22 protein-coding genes and 1 riboswitch are annotated in these 20938 nt (G+C 65.4%); of the genes, 19 read left to right on the top strand and 3 right to left on the bottom strand.

Features of this window, described 5'->3' with window-relative positions:
- Positions 1–6: 6 nt before the first annotated feature.
- A complete protein-coding gene (gene ftsY, locus NXY83_RS12155; protein WP_258802483.1) occupies positions 7–1215 on the top strand; it encodes a signal recognition particle-docking protein FtsY in 1209 nt (402 codons plus the stop codon).
- A gap of 10 nt (positions 1216–1225) precedes the next feature.
- Here the strand turns inward: ftsY and NXY83_RS12150 are convergent, their stop codons facing one another.
- Positions 1226–2494 (bottom strand): MFS transporter, encoded by a 1269-nt coding sequence (locus tag NXY83_RS12150; RefSeq protein ID WP_258802482.1) that lies wholly within the window; start codon positions 2492–2494, stop codon positions 1226–1228.
- 225 nt (positions 2495–2719) lie between these two features.
- On the opposite strand from NXY83_RS12150, the gene NXY83_RS12145 reads away from it, so the two are divergent.
- Positions 2720–4081, top strand: a complete 1362-nt coding sequence (locus tag NXY83_RS12145) for an ammonium transporter (protein WP_258802481.1) — start codon at positions 2720–2722, stop codon at positions 4079–4081.
- Complete coding sequence (locus tag NXY83_RS12140; protein ID WP_255768384.1) at positions 4078–4416, top strand: P-II family nitrogen regulator; 339 nt, start codon at positions 4078–4080, stop codon at positions 4414–4416. Before NXY83_RS12145 ends, NXY83_RS12140 begins: the two co-directional genes overlap by 4 nt.
- Before the next feature lie 127 nt (positions 4417–4543).
- On the opposite strand, the gene NXY83_RS12135 is transcribed toward NXY83_RS12140, so the two are convergent.
- Positions 4544–5953 carry a glucose-6-phosphate dehydrogenase gene (locus NXY83_RS12135; protein WP_258802480.1) on the bottom strand — a complete coding sequence of 470 codons (1410 nt, stop codon included), beginning with the start codon at positions 5951–5953 and terminating at the stop codon, positions 4544–4546.
- 84 nt (positions 5954–6037) lie between these two features.
- On the opposite strand from NXY83_RS12135, the gene ffh reads away from it, so the two are divergent.
- Together ffh and NXY83_RS12125 are read left to right on the top strand one after the other, a co-directional pair.
- Positions 6038–7621, top strand: a complete 1584-nt coding sequence (gene ffh / locus NXY83_RS12130; protein WP_258802479.1) for a signal recognition particle protein — start codon at positions 6038–6040, stop codon at positions 7619–7621.
- Between the two features lie 102 nt (positions 7622–7723).
- Positions 7724–8458 carry an alpha/beta fold hydrolase gene (locus NXY83_RS12125; protein WP_258802478.1) on the top strand — a complete coding sequence of 245 codons (735 nt, stop codon included), beginning with the start codon at positions 7724–7726 and terminating at the stop codon, positions 8456–8458.
- Positions 8459–8529: 71 nt separating this feature from the next.
- On the opposite strand, the gene thiC is transcribed toward NXY83_RS12125, so the two are convergent.
- Entirely contained in the window at positions 8530–10365 is a 1836-nt protein-coding gene (gene thiC, locus NXY83_RS12120) for a phosphomethylpyrimidine synthase ThiC (protein WP_309484074.1), read from the bottom strand.
- A riboswitch (TPP riboswitch) is annotated at positions 10360–10467 on the bottom strand. It overlaps the preceding gene by 6 nt.
- A 78-nt stretch (positions 10468–10545) precedes the next feature.
- Between thiC and NXY83_RS12115 the strand changes: the two genes are divergently transcribed.
- From NXY83_RS12115 to NXY83_RS12050, 14 genes are all read left to right on the top strand, one after another.
- Positions 10546–11628, top strand: coding sequence for an amidohydrolase family protein (locus tag NXY83_RS12115; RefSeq protein ID WP_258802477.1), 1083 nt, complete (start codon positions 10546–10548; stop codon positions 11626–11628).
- Positions 11629–11733: 105 nt separating this feature from the next.
- Complete coding sequence (locus NXY83_RS12110) at positions 11734–12609, top strand: VOC family protein (RefSeq protein WP_258802476.1); 876 nt, start codon at positions 11734–11736, stop codon at positions 12607–12609.
- Between the two features lie 90 nt (positions 12610–12699).
- Complete coding sequence (locus tag NXY83_RS12105; protein WP_258802475.1) at positions 12700–13140, top strand: hypothetical protein; 441 nt, start codon at positions 12700–12702, stop codon at positions 13138–13140.
- A 203-nt stretch (positions 13141–13343) separates the two neighbouring features.
- Positions 13344–13754, top strand: a complete 411-nt coding sequence (gene rpsP / locus NXY83_RS12100) for a 30S ribosomal protein S16 (RefSeq protein ID WP_258802474.1) — start codon at positions 13344–13346, stop codon at positions 13752–13754.
- Position 13755: 1 nt separating this feature from the next.
- Positions 13756–13998, top strand: coding sequence for an RNA-binding protein (locus tag NXY83_RS12095; RefSeq protein WP_009359302.1), 243 nt, complete (start codon positions 13756–13758; stop codon positions 13996–13998).
- Between the two features lie 106 nt (positions 13999–14104).
- Positions 14105–14650: a ribosome maturation factor RimM gene (gene rimM, locus NXY83_RS12090; RefSeq protein WP_258802473.1), complete on the top strand. Its 546-nt coding sequence runs from the start codon at positions 14105–14107 to the stop codon at positions 14648–14650.
- Positions 14651–15448, top strand: coding sequence for a tRNA (guanosine(37)-N1)-methyltransferase TrmD (trmD, locus tag NXY83_RS12085; RefSeq protein ID WP_258802472.1), 798 nt, complete (start codon positions 14651–14653; stop codon positions 15446–15448).
- Positions 15449–15728: 280 nt separating this feature from the next.
- Positions 15729–16088 carry a 50S ribosomal protein L19 gene (gene rplS / locus NXY83_RS12080; RefSeq protein WP_258802471.1) on the top strand — a complete coding sequence of 120 codons (360 nt, stop codon included), beginning with the start codon at positions 15729–15731 and terminating at the stop codon, positions 16086–16088.
- A gap of 87 nt (positions 16089–16175) precedes the next feature.
- Positions 16176–16853, top strand: coding sequence for a signal peptidase I (gene lepB, locus NXY83_RS12075; RefSeq protein WP_258802470.1), 678 nt, complete (start codon positions 16176–16178; stop codon positions 16851–16853).
- Positions 16854–17681, top strand: coding sequence for a signal peptidase I (gene lepB / locus NXY83_RS12070; RefSeq protein ID WP_258802469.1), 828 nt, complete (start codon positions 16854–16856; stop codon positions 17679–17681).
- Position 17682: 1 nt separating this feature from the next.
- Entirely contained in the window at positions 17683–18540 is an 858-nt protein-coding gene (locus NXY83_RS12065; protein WP_258802468.1) for a ribonuclease HII, read from the top strand.
- A gap of 52 nt (positions 18541–18592) precedes the next feature.
- A complete protein-coding gene (locus NXY83_RS12060; protein WP_258802467.1) occupies positions 18593–18919 on the top strand; it encodes a DUF2469 domain-containing protein in 327 nt (108 codons plus the stop codon).
- A gap of 108 nt (positions 18920–19027) precedes the next feature.
- On the top strand, positions 19028–19384 hold the full coding sequence (locus NXY83_RS12055) for a YraN family protein (protein WP_258802466.1): 357 nt from the start codon (positions 19028–19030) through the stop codon (positions 19382–19384).
- Positions 19385–20929: a YifB family Mg chelatase-like AAA ATPase gene (locus NXY83_RS12050; protein ID WP_258802465.1), complete on the top strand. Its 1545-nt coding sequence runs from the start codon at positions 19385–19387 to the stop codon at positions 20927–20929. It abuts the gene before it with no gap.
- Positions 20930–20938: the final 9 nt, after the last annotated feature.

Below are 20938 nucleotides of genomic sequence, written 5' to 3'. Positions count from 1 at the left end.
AGGGGAGTGAATGACATCCTTCCCATTATTCTGTCCATTGTTGCTGCCCTGGCGATTATCGGCGGGCTGATTCCCGTCCTGCTGAAGACTCGGAAGAACATCACCCAGTACCCGGACACGCGCGACGCCAACGATCCGGAAATCCGGTCCGGCGGCAGCACGCTGGTCGCTGACGGGTCGGCGGCGGTGACGGACCGGAAAGTGCCCGCCGGCGTTGACGTCGAGGACCTCGACACCGCCACGGTTCCCGACGATGCCGCGGGGCTGGAAGTCATCCCGGTGGAAACCCCGCTGCCCGTGGAAGGCCGGCTCATGCGCCTGCGGGAGCGGCTTATCCGCTCCAACAACATCATGGGCAAGGGCCTCCTGGCGCTGCTCTCCAGCGACAGGATCGACGAAAACGTCTGGGACGAGGTAGAGGAAACGCTCCTTCTCGCGGACCTTGGCACCGAGCCCACCATGCAGCTCGTGGACGCCCTGCGCGAGCGGGTCAAGGTACTGGGCACCCGGACCCCGGAGGAGGTCAAGAAGCTGCTCCGCGAGGAACTCATCAAGCTCGTTGACCCCACGATGGACCGCAGCCTCAATGTCCAGCGCCATGCCGACAAGCCCGCCGTCGTGATGGTGGTGGGAGTGAATGGCGTGGGTAAGACAACCACAGTGGGCAAGCTGGCCCGCGTACTGGTCGCCGAGGACAAGGACGTCCTGCTGGGCGCCGCTGATACGTTCCGCGCCGCCGCCGCCGAGCAGCTGGCAACCTGGGGCCAGCGTGTCGGCGTCCCCACAGTGAAGTCGGACATCGACGGCGCCGACCCCGCCTCAGTGGCCTATGAAGCTGTCAAGGCCGGCATTGACCAGGAAGTCGATGTGGTCATGATCGACACCGCCGGCAGGCTCCAGAACAAGGTGGGCCTGATGGACGAGTTGGGCAAGGTCAAGCGCGTCGTGGAGAAGCTGGCCGAAGTGGACGAGGTCCTGCTCGTCCTGGACGCCACCACGGGCCAGAACGGCCTGAACCAGGCCCGTGTTTTCGCTGAGGTTGTCAACATCACCGGCATCGTCCTGACCAAGCTGGACGGTACGGCCAAGGGTGGAATAGTGGTCGCCATCCAGAAGAGCCTGGGCGTCCCCGTGAAGCTGATCGGGCTGGGAGAGGGCGCTGACGACCTTGCCCCGTTCGAGGCAGAGGGCTTCGTTGACGCGCTGCTGAACTGATGCAGGCCTTCTAGCGGGGACCCGGGCCTGGCAGGTCCTGCGGCCTGGCGGACTGAAGGGTCTCACGGGTGGCAAGCCAGGCGCACGCCGCCACCACCATGACTCCGCCGGTCACTCCGAAAGCCCAGCCGAAGCCAAGCCGGTCAGCAAGAATGCCGGCCAGGACCGGCCCCACAATCGCGCCGACGTCGGACGTCATCTGGTAGACGGCCAGCACCTTGCCGCCGGACCGCCCGTTGCCGATCACGTCGGCGACGGCGGCCTGCTGGGCAGGTCCAAAAAGTCCCGATCCGACGCCGGCAAGCGCCGCGGCTGCCAGGAACCAGGCGAGACCATCGGTGAAGCCGATGCCGGCCGTCGCCAAACCCGCCACCAGCAGGCCCCAGATCATCATCGGTTTGCGCCCCATGCTGTCAGCCAGCCGGCCCGAAAACGTCAGCGCGGCAGCATTACCCGCGGCGAAAACGGCCAAGGCCAGCCCCGCGGCTTCGGGACCGGAGCCGAAGGCAGCCGCAGCGAACAAGGGCACGGTGGCCATCCGGACCCCGAAGGTAGCCCATCCGTTCGCAAAGCTGGAAACCAGCGCCGATCGGTAGGCTCCGATACCCAGAGCCTCCCCCAAACCCATGTCGGGCGCCCGCTCCCGCGACTCAGCAGGGCTCCGGCGCTGGTGGCTCAGCTGGGTCTGGACCACCAGCGCGGCAATAATCAGGGCCGCGGCGTAGGCCAGAAACGGGATCCGCAGGCCGAATCCGGCCAGCAGTCCGCCCACGATCGGACCGCAGACGTTGCCGATGAGGAATGCGGACGCATAGGCGCCGGAAACGCGGCCGCGGCTCTCCGGCGGTGCCAGCCGGACCACCAGCGCCATGGACGCGACAGTAAACATCACAGAGCCGGCACCGCCCAGCCCGCGAAAGAGCAGCAACTGCCAGTAATCCTGGGCAAAGGCGCAGGCCGCCGTGGAGAGTGCCACGATCAGGAGCCCCGCAACGTAGACGGGCCGTTCCCCCAGCCGGCCGATCAGGGTCCCGCCGGCCGGAGCGAAGATGAGCCGCATAAAGGCGAAGATCGCCACGATCACCGCTGCCTCTGTGTTTCCCACTCCGAAGGTTGTGGCGAACTGCGGCAAAACAGGCGCAACAAGCCCGAAGCCGAGCGCAATCAGGAACGCGGCGGCGATCATCACCTTGATGTCCCGCGGGAACCTGTCCCGTTTTGGCCGCAGCCGCGCCAGGATCCTTGAAGTGGCGCCGCTCACGCGGGGTCCTGCAGTCATGAGGGGAAGTTCCTTGCTGAATGGGGCGCCGGGTACCGGCGGGAGTGCTGAAACATAACCGTAACAAGGCGGATATGCACCATTTACTTCCTGGAGGTTGTTGTAACAGGCCGGCAATCTAAATCCTCCGCGGGCGAAACACACCGCCGACAAACTCGTTACAGGACGCAAAGGGCGTTGGCAGGCGGATCATCTCCGCAGTTTCGATCAGAGAGGACGTGCACCATGGAACTTACCGCAGGTCACGTTTGGGTCATGGTGTCCGCAGCGCTCGTGCTGCTGATGACACCTGGTCTGGCATTTTTCTATGGCGGCATGACACGGGCCAAAGCTGCACTGAACATGATGATGATGAGCTTCATCTCCGTCGCCATGGTCGGGGTCGTGTGGATACTGTGGGGCTACTCGATGTCCTCGGGCGAGGGCTTCCTGCAGATGGTGGGAAACCCGTTCGCACACTTCGGCCTTGAAGGCATCGACACCCCTGACGGGCTCATCATGGTGGGCTTCGGCGCCACCTTCGCCATCATCACGGTGGCCCTCATCAGCGGCGCCATTGCAGACAGGGCCAAGTTCGGTGCCTGGAGCGTGTTCGTCCCAGTGTGGGTCACCCTGGTTTACTGTCCCCTCGCCTACATGGTGTGGGGTGGCGGGCTCTTCAGCGAAGAGGGGGCTGTGGGCTCGGCCCTCGGCGAAGCCATTGACTTCGCCGGTGGCACCGTGGTCCACATCAACGCCGGCGTCGCCGCGCTGATCCTCGTCTTTATCGTGGGCAACCGCAAGGGATTCGGCAAGGACCCCAACCACCGGCCCCATAACATCCCCTTCGTCATGCTCGGTGCAGCCATCCTGTGGTTCGGCTGGTTCGGCTTCAATGGCGGCGCCGCCACCACCGCGGAACAGGGCGGGCTCATCTGGGTCAACACCCTCGCTGCACCGGCAGCTGCAATGCTGGGCTGGCTCGTCACCGAACGGATCCGCGACGGGCATCCCACCTCACTGGGTGCGGCCTCCGGCGTCGTTGCAGGCCTCGTTGCCATCACCCCCGCCTGCGCCAATGTCAGCCCGGTCGGGGCCCTCGGCCTGGGCATCGTGGCGGGTGTGGCCTCCGCCCTGGCAGTGGGACTGAAGTTCCGCTGGGGCTTCGATGACTCGCTCGACGTCGTGGGTGTCCACCTTGTCTCCGGCATCATCGGCACCGTGGCCCTGGGCTTGATCGCCCTTCCCGAAGACGGTGCAGGCGGCGGGCTCTTCTACGGCGGCGGCATGGCCCAGATGTGGGCGCAGCTGGCGGCGGCGGGCATTGCGATCGCCTACTCCGCAATCCTGACGACGATCATCGCCCTGGCCATCCACAAGACCATGGGCTTCCGGGTCTCGCAGGAACAGGAAACGGTGGGTGTTGACCTCAGCCTGCACGCCGAGACCGCCTACGAGTTCGGTGTTGGGGGACACGGCGGAAGCTTCCATCCCCTGCACGACATGATCACCGGCAAGACCCAGCCGGAAGCCGCCCAGGCTTCGGACGCAACACCGGCTGACCAGAAGAGCGAATCAGCAACAGGCAAGGAAAGCGTGGGGGCATGAAACTGATCACGGCAATCGTCAGGCCGGAAAAGCTCGAGGCCATCCGGGAAGGGCTGGAGGCCTACGGCGTGCAGGGCCTGACGGTCAGCGCGGCCAGCGGCTACGGCAGGCAGCGCGGCTATACCGAGGTCTACCGCGGCGCGGAGTACAACGTGGATCTCCTGCCGAAGATCCGGGTGGAGGTCCTGGCCACGGATGAGCAGGCTGACGACATCCTGGATGTCATCATCGCCAGCTCCAACACCGGCCGGGCGGGCGACGGCAAGGTGTGGACCGTGGATGTCTTCGAAGCCGTCCGGGTCCGGACCGGCGAACGGGGCGTCGCCGCCATTTAGGGCATGCCGTCCCCCAGGGGGAAGGTGAAGACACAGCAAGAGCAGAGCGGGCAGGAAACCGGAAGGTATCCTGCCCGCTCTGCTCTGTTGTTGCTGCAGAAGCCCCCGGAAGACGGCTGCCTGGCTCCTATGACCGGCCGCCGGGACGCGCGGCGGGCCAGGAAGCGGGCCCGGCCGAACCGGCGTCGTACTCCTCCAACGGAACCTCACCGCGCTGCCAGGCCATCAGCACGGGCTCCACAATCCGCCAGCAGTCCTCAGCCGTATCACCGCGGACCGAAAGCAGCGGGTCTCCCGCGAGCACGCCCTCGAGGACTTCTCCGTAGGGGAGGAGCTCGGAGGCACTCAGCTCTGCCTGGAGGGTGGTCCGGCTCAGGCTGAGGAGGTCTCCCGGGCCGTTGACATCGACGTCGAATTCCAGGGTGTCCGGGCCGAAGCCGATCCGGAGCTGGTTCGGTGAGTCCACACCGGTGAAGCCTGTAGGCAGATGGGGGACGGGACGGAAGGTGACCACGGCTTCCTTGCGCTTGGCGCCGAGGGCCTTGCCTGAACGCAGGATGAAAGGGACGCCTTTCCAGCGCCAGTTGTCGATTCCGACCTGGATCTCCGCAAGGGTTTCCGTCGCGCGGTCGGCGTCCACTCCCTCCTCCCCGGCATAATCGGGTACCGCTTTCCCCGCCACCGAACCGGCGGTGTAGCGTGCCCGGCGGGTGGAGGCTGCCAGGGGCTCGGGGACGCTGCTGGCACGAAGGACGGCGGAGATGGCGTCCCGCAGGTCCCGCTCACCCACGGTGGCCGGAGGTTCGATGGCCATAAGTGCCATGATCTGGAGCAAATGGCTCTGGATCATGTCGCGGAGGGCTCCGGCGGCGTCGTAATAGCGGGCACGCCCTTCCAGGGCCAGATCCTCGTCGAAGATGATTTCCACCTTTTCGATGTGGTGCCGGTTCCAGACGGGCTCAAGGAAGTTGTTGGCAAAGCGCAGGCCCAGGATGTTCAGTACGGTGGCCTTGCCCAGGAAGTGGTCAACCCGGTGGATATGTTCCTCCGGAACCAGGCGGACCAGCGTCTGGTTCAGCGACCGCGCCGACGCTTCACTGGACCCGAAAGGCTTCTCCATTACCAGCCGGGTGCCCTGCGGGACGTCCTCGGGCCGCAGGGCCTCGCAGGCGAGCTGGCTGATTTTCGGCGGGAGGGCAAAGTAGGCGGCGACCGGCCCTTCGAGGCTGCCCAGCAGGGTAGCGAGGGCGCCGGCGGCGGTGACGTCCAGCTGATGGTAGACCGTTTCCTTTTCCAGGGCCTCGAGCGCTTCTTTCCCTTCGGCGTCCGCCGCTTCAGCAGCTGCCGCGAAAGACGACTGCACCCGCTCGCGCCACTGTTCCGGGGTCCAGGGATCAGAACCGGCGCCGACGAGCCGGAGGCCCGCCGCCCGGCCCTTCGCCACCAGCCGGGCCAGCCCGGGCAGGAGGAGACGGCCGGTGAGGTCGCCGGAGGCGCCGAGGATGAGCAGGGTTCTTACAGTTGTTTGGCTCGTCATTTTGCCAGCATGCCATCTTGGGTGCCCGACTTGGTACCCTAGATAGTCGAGTCCCGATCATCCACTGAAAGAAGTGCACGGCGCGTGTTCAATTCACTCTCTGACCGGTTGACAGCAACCTTCAAGAATCTCCGCGGCAAGGGCCGCCTCACCGAGGCCGATGTCGATGCAACAGTCCGCGAGATCCGCCGTGCCCTTTTGGACGCGGACGTTGCCGTTCCCGTAGTCCGTGAATTCACCGGGCGGGTCCGGGAACGCGCCCTGGGTGCCGAGGTATCGGCAGCACTTAACCCGAGCCAGCAGATCGTCAAGATCGTCAACGAGGAGCTCGTGGAGATCCTCGGCGGCGAAACCCGCCGCATCCGGCTCGCCAAGAACGGCCCCACGATCATCATGCTGGCCGGCCTGCAGGGTGCCGGCAAGACCACCCTGGCCGGCAAGCTGTCCAAGTGGCTCAAAGGGCAGGGGCACAGCCCCATCCTGGTGGCCTGTGACCTCCAGCGCCCCAACGCCGTCAACCAGCTGCAGGTGGTGGGCCAGCGGGCGAACGTGCCGGTGTTCGCGCCGCATCCCGGAGCCACTTCGTCCGAACTTGACCAGCCGGCCGGCGACCCCGTCGCAGTGGCCCGGGCAGGCGTCGAGGAAGCGCGCCAGAAGCTGCACGACGTCGTCATCGTTGACACCGCCGGCCGCCTTGGCGTCGACGCCGAGATGATGGAGCAGGCGCGCCAGATCCGCCGCGCCATCGTGCCCAACGAAGTCCTGTTCGTCATCGACGCCATGATCGGCCAGGACGCTGTGAACACGGCGCATGCTTTTGATGAAGGCGTCAACTTCACCGGCATCGTCCTGTCAAAGCTCGACGGCGACGCCCGCGGCGGTGCCGCGCTTTCCGTCGCGTCGGTCACCGGCAAACCGGTCATGTTCGCGTCCACCGGTGAAGGCGTGGACGACTTCGAGCTGTTCCACCCTGACCGGATGGCCTCGCGCATCCTGGACATGGGTGACGTCCTCACGCTCATTGAGCAGGCGGAAAAGTCGTGGGACAAGGACGAAGCCGCCCGGATGGCGAAGAAGTTCGCCGACCAGGAGGAGTTCACCCTCGATGACTTCCTGGCCCAGATGCAGCAGATCCGCAACATGGGGTCCATGAAGAAGATGCTCATGATGATGCCGGGTGCGCAGAACATCCGCCAGCAGCTGGAGCAGTTCGACGAACGCGAGATCGACCGCGTCGAAGCGATTGTCCGATCCATGACGCCGCACGAGCGCGTTGCGCCCAAGATCATCAACGGTTCGCGCCGCGCCCGCATCGCCCGCGGTTCGGGCGTGCATGTTTCCGAGGTCAATGGCCTGCTGGAGCGCTTCGCCCAGGCCCAGAAGATGATGAAGAAGATGGCCCAGGGAGGCATGCCGGGAATGCCCGGGATGCCAGGAATGCCCGGTGCGGGCGGCGGGGCCCGGAAGAACGCCAAGAACGCCCCGAAGAAGAAGGCAAAGTCGGGCAACCCGGCCAAGGCAGCACAGGAGCGCAAGGAAGCCGAGGCACGCCGTGCCAACGCTGCGAAGGCGCTGCCCACCGGCGCCGCCTTCGGCCAGCAGTCGGGCGATTTTGATCCGTCGCAGCTGAACCTGCCCAAGGGCTTCGACAAGTTCCTCGGCAAGTAACAGCATCCCCAACCCAGTAGCAGCAGGTGTCGTTTTGAAGCCTCAAAACGACACCTGCTGCTGCTTACTTGGGTTGTCGGTACCGTGGAATAGGGTTGGGACATGTTCAAGCAGAGGGTAGTGTTCGTGCACGGCGCCGGAAGCTTCGGCGCCGCGGCCTGGCCGCGCCAGCACGGCATGGCACTGGCCTACGACGCACTGTTCCTGCGCCGCCACGGTTACGATCCCATCGCCGAACCGGTTGAATCCTCCTTTGCAGAGGACACCTCCATCGTGCTGCGGTCCCTGGCCGACGACGGCCGCGGCGCCGCCGGCGGACACATTGTGGCTCACTCCCAGGGAGCCATCGCCGCCATGATGGCTGCCGTCGAACGCCCCGACCTCGTCTATTCGCTGACACTCGTGGAGCCGGCGTGCCTCTCCCTGACTGCGGAGCTGCCGGCCACGGCGGCGCATATCGGGCTCATGCAGCCGTTGTTCGATGTCCGGCACCAGCTCAGCGACGAGGACTTCCAGCGGGAGTTTGTACGGCGGGTCTACGCCACGGACCTGCAGGAGCCGGCCACCGTCGAGGAGAGGCGCTCCGCCAGGCGACTGCGGCTCCAGTCGCCCACGTGGGAGGCTCCGCTGCACATCGTTCCGGGCGTCCCCACCCTGGTCCTGACCGGGGGATGGGAGCCACTCTATGAGGAGATTGCCGGTTACCTGCGTGAGACCGGCGCCCTGCACCGCGTTGCCGCGGGAGGACACCGCCCCCACGATTCCCCGGACGGCGACCGCGCCATCCGGGCGTTCATCAGTGAGGTCAGCAGGAGCCAGCCTGCCAGGGCCTCCTGAACCCGGCCAATGCGGAGTTTCCCCCGTCCGGACGGCCCCCAATAGCCGGCCGGACGGGAAACTGATGGCGGCTAACGGCCTCCGGCTGACGGCACGGCCGGTTCCGGCAGATACACCTTGGCGCCCGCGGCCATGAACTCCTGGCTCTTTTCGCGCATCCCGGCCGCCATCTCTGCCAGTGCTGCCTGCGACTCCGCGGACCCGTATTCGTCACGGATATCCTGGCTGATTCGCATGGAGCAGAACTTTGGTCCGCACATCGAGCAGAAATGGGCGGTCTTGGCCGGCTCGGCGGGGAGCGTCTCGTCATGGAAAGCCTCGGCCGTTACCGGGTCCAGGGACAGGGCGAACTGGTCCCGCCAGCGGAACTCGAACCGTGCCTTGGACAACGCGTCATCCCGTTCGTGCGCACCAGGGTGGCCCTTGGCGAGGTCTGCCGCATGCGCGGCGATCTTGTAGGTGATCACGCCTGTCTTCACGTCGTCCTTGTTGGGCAGGCCAAGGTGTTCCTTGGGTGTGACGTAGCACAGCATGGCGGTACCGTACCGGGCGATCTCCGTGGCCCCGATCGCTGACGTGATGTGGTCATATCCCGGAGCCACATCGGTGACCAGTGGCCCCAGCGTGTAGAAGGGTGCTCCCTTGCACAGCTCCTGCTGCCGCTCCACGTTTTCCCGCACCAGGTGGAAGGGAATGTGGCCGGGACCCTCCACCATCACCTGGACATCGTATTTCCAGGCCCGCTGCGTGAGCTCGGCGAGGGTGTCCAGCTCTGCGAACTGCGCGGCGTCGTTGGCATCCGCCGTCGCCCCCGGCCGCAGCCCGTCGCCGAGGGAAAACGCGACGTCGTACTTGGCGAAGATTTCACACAGCTCGTCGAAGTGTGTGTACAGGAAGTTTTCCTCATGGTGCGCCAGGCACCAGCCAGCCATGATGGAACCTCCACGCGATACGATTCCCGTCACGCGGTTGGCGGTCAGCGGAACATACCGGAGCAGGACTCCTGCGTGGACTGTCATGTAGTCGACGCCCTGCTCACATTGCTCAATGACGGTGTCGCGGAAAATTTCCCAAGTCAGCGCGTTGGCTTCCCCGTTGACCTTTTCCAACGCCTGGTAAATCGGCACCGTGCCGATCGGAACCGGGGAGTTGCGGATGATCCATTCCCTGGTGGTGTGGATGTCATCGCCGGTGGACAGGTCCATTACGGTGTCGGCGCCCCACTGGGTTGCCCACTGCAGCTTGTCCACTTCCTCGGCAATCGAACTGGTCACGGCTGAATTGCCGATGTTGGCGTTGATTTTCACCAGGAACGCCTTCCCGATGATCATCGGTTCGGACTCCGGGTGGTTGATGTTGTTGGGAATAATCGCGCGGCCGGCGGCCACCTCACTGCGGACCAACTCCACGTCGCAGCTCTCGCGCAACGCGACGAACCGCATTTCCGGCGTGATGATGCCTTGCCTGGCGTAGTGCATCTGGGTCACGGTTTTGCCTTCGAGGGCGCGGCGGGGCACCGGCCGGGCGCCCTCCCATTCCGCGGAGGCGGCGCCGCGGCGGACAGCCGACCGGCCGTCGTCGAGCAGGTTCCGCTCCCTGCCGCTGTAGGCTTCCGTGTCTCCCCGTCCCAGAATCCATTCCGACCGGAAGGGGCTCAGGCCGCGCACCGGGTCGCTGCCGGGTCCGGCGGTCCGGTACGTCCGGAAAGGGGCGTTGGCTTCCCCATTGGGGGAGGGCTCAAGGGCTATTTCGGTCACAGGGACCCGGATCCCTGACGCCGCATCTTCGATAAAGGCCAATGAGTGCGACTTCAGCGACCGGGTGACCGGAGCTGCCGGGCTTTCACCGGGCAGCCCTTTCCCGGGCTCATCTTGGGCAGGGCTCAGCTGTTCTTTTGGTGTACTCAAGGAATACTCACTTCCTTCGCCGGCATTACCCGGACAGGTTCAACGGTCGCAGGCTGCATCAGCCCGATCTCAGCCCCTGCAGGGGCACCCGTGTGGTCAGGAAGAAAGCTACCACAGCCTTCCGTGAGGGCCTTGTCACATAGCCGGTGCTAGCCTGACTGGCGAGGAAGAGGGAGTCGAATGCCGGAGATTATAGAACTCAGCGGCCCCGTGCTGACCGGGCCGGGAAGCGAGCGGCGGGGCCTGTGGTCCGTTGGCGGGCTGCTGACGTTTACCCGCCCGCAGCAGGCGCCGGACCGAGTGCTGGATGGCTGGGTCCTGCCCGGATTCGTGGACGCGCACTGCCATATCGGACTCGGGCCGGGCGGCCCGGTGGACGCCGCTGCCGCAGAAGACCAGGCCCGGGCCGACCTGGACTCGGGCACCCTGCTCATCCGGGACGCCGGCTCCCCGGCCGACACCCGCTGGATGCAGGGCGGACGGGATTTCCCCGTCCTGATCCGCGCCGGACGGCACATAGCCCGGACACGCCGGTACCTGCGCGGTTTCGCGGACGAGGTGGAACCGGAAAACCTCGTGGAGGCCGTGCGGAAGCAGGCCCGTGACGGCGACGGTTGGGTCAAGCTCGTGGGGGACTGGATCGACCGTGGCGCCGGTGACCTGGCACCCTCGTTCCCTGCCGCCGTCGTCCGGGACGCGGTCCAGGCGGCGCACGACGAAGGCGCCCGCGTGACAGCCCACTGCTTCGCGGAGGACACGCTGGACCAGATGCTGGATGCGGGCATCGACTGCATCGAGCACGCCACCGGGCTTCTGCCACGGCACCTTCCCCGGTTCGCTGAGCAGGGAGTGCCAATTGTCCCGACGCTTATCAACATCGCCACGTTTCCGGCCATCGCCGCGCAGGCACAGCCCAGGTTTCCGCGCTACGCGGCCCACATGCTGGCGCTTTGGGAGCGGCGCATGGAGCGCGTGGCAGAGGCCTACGACGCCGGCGTGAGAATTTTTGCAGGTACGGATGCCGGCAGCGTTATCAGCCACGGCAGGATCGCGGACGAGATCCTGGCCCTGCATACGGCTGGACTGCCGATGACTGCAGCCCTGGACGCCGCCTGCTGGTCCGCCCGGGAGTGGCTTGGCGCCGACAGCCTGCAGGAGGGGGCGCGCGCCGACGTCGTCCTGTTTGCCGAGGATCCCCGGACGACTCCGATGACCATCAGCGAACCCGCCCACGTGGTGCTGGGAGGCCGCGTCATCCGCTGACCTCATGCACTTGGCGAAAGCACTTGGAATAAATTGAAGCTTCAAGTAATTTTAATAGTGACAGGCCGCCTTATTCCGGACGGCCTCCAGCACAGGGAGCGTTCGATGACTGCAGAAGCCACCAGCCAGGATCTTCTTCCGGCCGACCTCACCATGGGCACAGTGATGCTCAAGGTTGGCGACATGAAGCTCATGACCGATTACTACCAGCGTGCCCTCGGCCTTGAGGTTGTGGCCGAGCAGGACGGCGGGCTGTACCTCGGACGCCTGCAGAAGCCGCTGGTCCACCTGGCACCTGCGCCCGGACTGAACCTTCCGGGCAGGGGGGAAGCGGGCCTGTTCCACACGGCACTGCTCTTCGAAGACCAGGCTTCCCTCGCCGCAACCATCGCCACCGCTGCCCAATATGAACCCAGGTCCTTCACCGGCAGCGCCGACCACCTGGTCAGCGAAGCCTTCTACTTCAACGACCCCGAAGGCAACGGCATCGAATTGTACTGGGACCGGCCGCGCAGCAACTGGTCCTGGAACGGCACCGACGTTGTGATGGACAGCCTGGCCCTGCCTCCGCAGAGGTACCTCGAGCAGCACCTCACTGAGAAGTCCCTCGAGGGGCAGCGACAGACCGCGGCAGGAGTGGGCCACGTCCACCTCCAGGTAGGTGACGTGCAGTCCGCGCGCGATTTCTACGTGGGAATCCTCGGGTTCGAAAAGACCGCCGGCTGGCACGGGCAGGCACTGTTCGTCTCCGCGGGCCGCTACCACCACCACATGGCCATGAACGTCTGGAACAGCCGCGGCGCCGGGCCCCGAAAGGACACATTGGGCCTCGGCGAGGTCCTCATCGAGGTGCCCGCGGGGGACGACGTCGGCGCGCTGGCAGACCGCCTCAAAGTCGCCGGGGTGCCGGCCCGCCACACCGGGGCCGAGCTGCGGTTTGAGGACCCCTGGCGCAACAGCATCCGGGTGGCAGTGCGCTGACCCCGGCATTCCCGTACTAGGCTGAAGCCGAACGGCCGGGCGGCAGGCACTGCTCCCGGCCGCACCGTCAACGGAAGAAGGGTACTTCCCATGGGCTTCACCGAGATCTTTGTCGCCACCCATGATGCCGCGCTTAAGCGCGCCGGCGTCCTTGACGAAGGCGGCAGTGCGCCAGCCGGGCAGGCGGTACGGATCCCGGGCATCAGCGATTTCGAAGTTGAACAGCTAGGGGACCTTGCAGGCACTGCGGTGCACGCCGGCGGCGCCGACTACGAGCTGACCATGGTGGACGTGGCAAGCGATTCCCTGCTGGCGGTACCGCCGGCCATGGTCCGCGCGCTTGCCGACCTTCTGACCTATGAAACCGAAGGTGAAGGCAATGTCCTTGACGACGTTGCCGAGCAGTGGGCCGCACAGGACGACATGCCCTTCGATGCGGTCCAGGCGCGGACTTATGTCCAACAGGTCGCTGAACTGGCCGGCGGCGTCGATGATTCTGAACGGACCGGCCTCTACGTCTGGTCGGCCTGAGCGTTCGGGGCCGGCCGTCCCTGGGCCGCCGCCGTGTCAAGTCGAAATCCCGACGCTGATCTGGCACAATAAACAGGTACTCGATCTGCGTGGCCCCTCTCTCCGCGTCCGGATCCTGTCCTTCGAACCCGCAAGTACGGCCCGCCCCACGGGTGCAGAAAGCCGGGTTCACCCCCTTTTCTGAAACAGGAGTGACCACAAAAGTGGCCGTAAAGATTCGCCTTAAGCGCTTTGGCAAAATGCGCGCACCGTACTACCGCATCGTTGTCGCCGACTCACGCACCAAGCGTGACGGCCGCGCCATCGAAGAAATCGGCAAGTACCACCCCACCGAAGAGCCCTCATACATCGAGGTTAACTCCGAGCGTGCACAGTACTGGCTGTCCGTCGGCGCCCAGCCGTCCGAGCAGGTTGCCGCGATCCTGAAGATCACCGGTGACTGGCAGAAGTTCAAGGGCCTGCCGGGTCAGGAAGGCACCCTGAAGACCAAAGCCGGGAAGGAAGCCTTCGTGGCCCCCGAAAAGGGTTCCGTGATCATTCCGGAAGCCATCACCAAGAAGGCATCCAAGACTGACGCCGCCCAGGCCGAAGCAGAGACTACCGAGGCTGAGTAGATTGCTGGCAGACGCGCTGGAGCACCTGGTCCGGGGAATCGTTGATTCCCCGGATGATGTCAAGGTCAGCTCGAAGAGCAACCGCCGCGGGGATACCCTCGAGGTGCGTGTTCATCAGGATGACCTGGGACGGGTGATTGGCCGCCAGGGCCGTACGGCACGCGCGCTGCGCACCGTGGTGGCTGCCCTGGCCGGTGGTGAGCCGGTAAGGGTCGACGTCGTCGACACCGACCGCCGCCGCTGAGCGCTCGGCAACATCAGTTTTTGCTCCGGCCCCTCCACCACCAGGTGGAGGGGCCGGAGTGCTTTTCCCGAACAACCGCAATCCACACATTGGAACAGAGGAACACATGCAGCTTCAGGTGGCCCGCATTGGCAAGCCCCACGGCATCCGCGGGGAAGTCACGGTCCAGGTCCTGACCGACGCCCCTGAGGACCGGTTCGTCCCCGGCACCGAGTTCGTGGTCGAACCCGCGGCCGCGGGGCCCCTGACCGTGAGCAGTGCCCGCTGGAACAAGGACATCCTCCTGCTCGGCTTTGAAGAGATTGAAACGCGCAATGAGGCGGAAACCCTTCGGGGCGTCAAGCTCTTCATCGAAACCGAAGAGCTGGATGAGGACGACGATGAAGGCTGGTACGAACACGAGCTCGTCGGACTCGAGGCCCGCGTCGGCGGCACGGTGGTGGGTAAGGTCACTGCCCTTACCACCATGCCCGTCCAGGACCTGCTGATGGTGACCACCCCGGACGGTGAAGAGATCCTCGTTCCTTTTGTGGAACAGATCGTGCCGGAGGTGAACGTCGAGCAGGGGTACATCCTCCTCACCCCGCCGGACGGACTCTTCGAACTGAATTCCGACGATGCCGCCGATGCCGAACCGGAAGGCAAGCCCTAAATGCGGATCGATGTCGTCAGCATCTTTCCCGAGTACCTGGCACCGCTTGAACTCTCGCTGATCGGCAAGGCCCGGCAGGACGGGATCCTGGACCTCCATGTCCACGACCTCCGCAGCTTCACCACTGACAAGCACCGTTCCGTGGATGACACCCCCTACGGCGGCGGCGCGGGCATGGTGATGAAGCCGGAACCCTGGGCGCAGGCCCTGGCCTCAATTGCCGAAGAGCGGCCCGAAGGAGCGGGCAAGCCTGTCCTGATTGTCCCGTCGCCGGCAGGGGAGCGGTTTACCCAGGCGCTTGCCTACGAGCTCGCGGAAGAAAGTCATCTGGCCTTTGCGTGCGGGCGCTACGAGGGCATCGATGAGCGGGTGATTGAGTGGTCCCGCGAGCACTTCGACGTGCGGCCGGTGAGCCTGGGGGACTATGTCCTTAATGGCGGGGAAGTGGCCGTCCTGGCCATGGTGGAGGCGATTGGCCGGCTGCTGCCCGGCGTAGTGGGCAACCCGGAGTCGCTTGTGGAGGAGTCCCATTCCGACGGGCTCCTGGAATACCCGGTCTACACCAAGCCTGCTGTCTGGCGGGAACGGGAAGTGCCTGCCGTGCTGCTCAGCGGCAATCACGGCAAGATCGCCCAATGGCGCCGGCACGAGCAGTTCCGCCGGACGGCGTCACGCCGCCCGGACCTGCTGGAAGGGTTCGACGCCGGAAGCCTCCCCCGCGCCGACCGCACCGAACTGCACAACCTGGGGTACGACGTCGTCGACGGGAAGCTCGTCCGCCGGCCGGAGGCGACGTAACGCAAGCGCGGGATGTACCTTGCTCCACGGGTCCTGCCCGCAGCTGCCGCTGAGGATTGGCCGTAACCGCTCCGCTGTGGCAAAATTAGACATTGTGTCTGCTGGGTCCGCACCTGCCACAGGGGGAGCGCAACCAACAGCCTGACAACCGGCCTCGTCAACCATTGAGGCGGCCGGACCACTTAACTTTCGGCAGCAATTTCCAGTGCCCTGCCGGGCGCCGGGCTCTCCTGCCGTGACCCAAAGTGAATGACCTGTGGCGTTCACCAGGAGTGCAATAATGCATATTCTCGATTCCTTAGATGCAGCCTCGCTGCGCACCGATGTTCCCGAGTTCCGCGCGGGTGACAACCTCAAGGTTCACGTGAACATCATCGAAGGCAAGAACACCCGTGTCCAGGTATTCCAGGGCTTCGTCCTGGGCCGCCAGGGTGACGGTGTCCGCGAGACCTTCACGGTCCGCAAGGTCTCCTTCGGTGTCGGCGTTGAGCGTACCTTCCCGGTACACTCCCCGATCATCGAAAAGATCGAAGTTGTCACCAAGGGCGACGTTCGCCGCGCCAAGCTTTACTACATGCGTGCACTGCGCGGTAAGGCTGCAAAGATCAAGGAAAAGCGCGACTTCAGCACCGGCAAGTAAGTCCTTTTCGGACCTGCGAAGGCTGGGCCGCCGCCGTAGCCGGCCAGCGCCGGAGCCATTTCAGCACCAGCGCCCAGGATACGGACCATGGACCAGACAAAACGCCAGCCCCCAAAAACGGGCTGGCGTTTTGTTTTCCTGGCGCTTCTGCTGGCCGTTGCGGTCAGTGGCCTGGTCCGGTCGCTCTGGATTGATGTGTACTACATCCCGTCCGAATCCATGGAACCTCTGCTGCAGGGCGGGGACAGGATCCTGGTGTCCCGGACCAGCTTCCAGGCCGAACCCATACGGCGGGGCGACATTGTTGTGTTCGACGGCCGGGGAACCTTTGCACCGCTGAACAGCGGCAAAGGCCCAGTCGTGGATGCCGCGTCCGGCATCACCCAATGGCTCGGCCTCACCGGCAGCGACACCACTTACGTCAAGCGGGTCATCGGACTCCCCGGCGACTCCGTGGTCTGCTGCGATGCCGGCGGGAAGATCACCGTCAACGGCGATGCGCTGGACGAGCCCTACATCTTTGAGGGCGACGCCCCCAGCATCCAAAAATTCAGCGCGATGGTTCCGGACGGACGGGTATGGCTGCTGGGCGACCACCGCTCGCTATCTGCCGACTCCCGCAGCCTGCTGGGCGCTCCCGGCGGCGGAATGGTTCCTTTGGACCGGGTTATCGGCCGGCCCGTCCAGATCATCTGGCCGCTTGATAGATTTGGTCCAATACCAGGGCCGCCTGCGGCGGAACCCACCACAGAGAACGGACAGTAGATGCCCGAGAACCATGCGCGGACACCGGACCCGGGCCACGACGGCACTCCGGATACTCCGGCCGGTGCGGCCTCCGGTGGAGCGGTCCCGGTCCCGGACGCGCCGCCTCCCGCGCCGCTGCAAAGCCGTTCCTCGGCCAAGGCTGCCGACAAGTCGGCGGCCAGTCCGGTGTTTGCCTGGCTCAAGGAAGTAGCCACCGTGGTGGTGATCGCCGTGGTGCTGTCCTTCCTCATCAAGACTTTTCTTTTCCGCGCCTTCTTCATTCCGTCCGAATCCATGGTCCACACGCTTGATGTCGACGACCGGATCTTCGTCAACCTCCTGGTGCCGGAACCCTTCTCGCTCAACCGCGGTGACGTCGTGGTCTTCCGGGATACCAAGGGCTGGCTTCCTCCGGCGCCGGCGAAGACCGAGGGGCCGTTTACCTGGGTGCAGGACGGGCTGACGTTCGTTGGCCTGCTGCCGGACAACTCGGAGCAGCACCTCGTCAAGAGGGTCATTGGGCTGCCTGGTGACCATGTGGTGTGTTGTGACGCCAGCGGTAAAATTACTCTCAACGGGACCGCCCTCGACGAAACCTATGTCAATCCCGCCGAGGTCCCGCAGGTCCGGAACTTCGATGTGATTGTCCCCGAGGGGAAGGTGTGGGTGATGGGTGACAACCGGAACCATTCCGCCGATTCCCGCGCCCACATGGACGCCGACGGCGGCTTCATCGACCTCGACGACCTTGAAGGCAAGGCGGCAGTCATCGCCTGGCCTTTGAACCGGATCACCACCCTGGACAACTATCCCGACGTGTTCCGGAAAGTTCCGGCGGCACCCTGACATGTCCCCTGCAGTAAAGACCAGCCCGGCAAAAGCAGCTCCTGCAAAGGCCCGGTCCGGATCCACTAAGGTGCCCTCCGGCCGCGCCAAAGCACCGACGTTGCGCCACGAGCGCTCGTTCAAGGCGCAGGGCGTCCGTTACCTCGCAGGGGTGGACGAGGTGGGGCGCGGTGCACTGGCCGGTCCGGTGAGTGTGGGCATCGCCGTCGTTGACCTCGAGCGCCAGAAGCCGTTGGCCGGGGTGCGGGACAGCAAACTCCTGGCGCCTGCGGAGCGGGAGCGGCTGGAGCCCCTGGTGCGGCGGTGGAGCGTGGCGTCCGCGGTAGGCCATGCCGCGGCACAGGAGATTGACGCGCTGGGCATCATTGCCGCGCTGCGCCTCGCCGGAACGCGCGCCTGGCGTGACGTCCTGGCCGGAGGCGTTACCCCGGACATGGTGCTCCTGGATGGAAGCCACAATTGGCTCTCCCCGGCCGGGCAGCCCTCGCTGTTCGACGCGCCAGTGCTCGAAGAGGCGTGTGACGCCCCGGTGCACACCAAAGTCAAGGCCGACATGCAGTGCCTGAGCGTCGCCGCTGCCAGCGTCATCGCCAAAGTGGAGCGGGACCGGACCATGCGGGAGCTGCATGCCGAGTACCCGGACTTCGGCTGGGACATCAATAAGGGCTATGCCACGGCGCTGCACCGTGACGTGCTCCGCGCGGCCGGACCCACTCCCTACCACCGGGTGAGCTGGCGCCTCCTCGGCGGGGAACTGTTGGACGGGCAAGAGTTGGACGGGCAACTGCTGGACGCGGAACCGGTGGAGGGGGAGCCGGGCGGAGAACTGCCCGGCGGGGAAGAATCCGCCAAGGACTGACTCCTTCCATGCCGCGGCTCCCGCGGCAGTGGAGATGGTGCAAGATGGAAGCATGAGTGCTGAGGATCTTGAAAACTATGAAACCGACATGGAGCTGCAGCTCTACCGTGAATACCGCGACGTCGTCGGTCTGTTCAGCTACGTTGTCGAGACCGAGCGGCGCTTCTACCTGGCCAACCACGTTGATCTTCAGGCCCGCAGCGCCGACGGGGAGGTCTACTTCGACCTGACACTGCATGACGCCTGGGTGTGGGACGTGTACCGCTCGGCGCGGTTCGTCAAGAGCGTCAGGGTCCTCACGTTCAAGGACGTCAACGTGGAAGAACTTCCCCGCAACGAGGAGCTGGCCATGCCCAAGGATGTGGACCTGGGCAACTAGCAGGGCCCGCAACGCACTTCTCCTCCACAGCACCCCCGGGTGCACATAGGGAAGAAACCGCCTTACCTCCGCCAACTCCCGGCCACAGGCTGGTTGCGGAGGTAGAAAATGAAATCCAAAGACCTGTTGGGCCGGCACGGTGAGGAACTCGCCGCCGGTTACCTGGAATCCCTGGGCATGCTGGTGGTGGAGCGCAACTGGCGCTGTATCGAGGGCGAAATCGACATTGTGGCCCTTGACGGTGACGCCCTGGTCATCGCAGAAGTAAAAACCCGCCGTTCCCTTGACTACGGCCATCCCTTCGAGGCCGTAGGCCCTGAAAAGCTCGCCCGGCTGCACCGGCTGGCTTCGGCGTGGTGCCGTGACCGGGAACTGCGGATGCCGCTGCGGCGGGTGGACGTGGTCGCCGTGGTCGATGACGGCGGCGGCCACCCCATCGTCGAACACCTCAAGGGGGTGGGGTGAATGGCGCTGGGCCGCACCTACTCCATCGCCCTGGTGGGGCTGAACGGGTACATGGTGGAGGTTGAGGCCGATATCGGCCAGACCCTCCCGGCTTTTGTGATCCTCGGGCTGCCGGACGCCTCCTTGAATGAGGCCAAAGAGCGCATCAGGTCCGCGGCGAAGAACTCCGGGATCCCGCTCAGCCGCAGGAAGATCACGGCCAATCTCATTCCGGCCTCGCTTCCCAAGAGAGGCTCCGGCTTCGACCTCGCAGTCACCATGGCTGTGCTCCGCGCTGCCAATGACATCAGGCCCACCGGGCGCACAGTCTTTATCTCCGAGCTTGGGCTGGATGGGAGGCTCAGGCCCGTCCGGGGAATCCTTCCAGCCGTAATGGCCTCGGTGCAGGCCGGGTACCCGGAGATCGTGGTGGCGCAGGCCAATCTCGCTGAGGCAGCCCTGGTTCCCGGCGCCAACGTCCGCGGGTACAGCACACTTGCCAGGCTGGCACTCGATTTCGGCGCAGATCCGCAGGAGCTGGCGCTGGATTTCGAACCGGACGACACCGGGGATCGCGGCGACGCTCCATCCGATGCCGCCAGTTGTCCCGACATGGCGGATGTTTCAGGCCAGGGGGACGCCCGCCGCGCCCTGGAGGTCGCAGCCGCCGGAGCCCACCACCTGCTGCTCACCGGCCCACCCGGCGCCGGTAAAACCATGCTGGCAGAACGCCTCCCCGGCCTGCTGCCCGATCTTGGGGACCATGAATCCATGGAAGTAACAGCCATCCACTCGTTGTGCGGTCTGCCTTCCTCCTCTGTCCAGCTCCTGCGCCGGCCGCCGTTCGAAAACCCACACCATTCGGCCACCGCCGCTGCAATCATCGGCGGCGGTTCGGGGCTGCCCCGGCCGGGCGCAGCATCGCGTGCACACCGCGGGGTGTTGTTTCTGGACGAGGCTCCCGAGTACGAACGCCGGGTGCTGGACGCCCTCCGGCAGCCGCTGGAAAGTGGCGAGCTGGTAATCCACCGGTCGGCAGGAACTGCCGCCTACCCCGCACGTTTTCAACTGGTGCTTGCTGCCAACCCGTGCCCCTGCGGCAAGGCCTCCGGCAAAGGACTTGATTGCACGTGCACCCCCATGATGCGGCGGCGGTACCTCGCCCGGATGTCAGGGCCGTTGCTGGACCGGGTGGACATCCAGCTGCAGGTGGAACGGGTTTCCCTGGCCGAGTTCGGACAGGCCGGGGAAGAGGAGGACACGGCATCGGTTGCCCAACGGGTGCGGGACGCGCGCTCACGGCAGTCCGAGCGGTTGAACACTTTTGGACTGGAAACGAATTCCCAAGTCCCCGGCCGCATCCTGCGGGGCGAGCTGCGGCTTCCATCGGCCGCCACCCGCATCCTCGACCATTCATTGGAACGCGGCGTCCTCACCGCCCGCGGCTACGACCGGGTCCTGCGTTTGGCGTGGACCCTGGCGGACCTGGGGCACCGGGGTACTCCCGATACCAACGACATTGGGCAGGCGCTGGGCCTGCGGCAGGCTGCCGCGGCAGTGGCATGAGGGAAGCGG

It is taken from the genome of Pseudarthrobacter sp. NS4 (genome assembly GCF_024758005.1).
In the GTDB taxonomy this organism is placed as follows: domain Bacteria; phylum Actinomycetota; class Actinomycetes; order Actinomycetales; family Micrococcaceae; genus Arthrobacter.
This window is presented reverse-complemented; position numbering and strand designations above follow the sequence as displayed.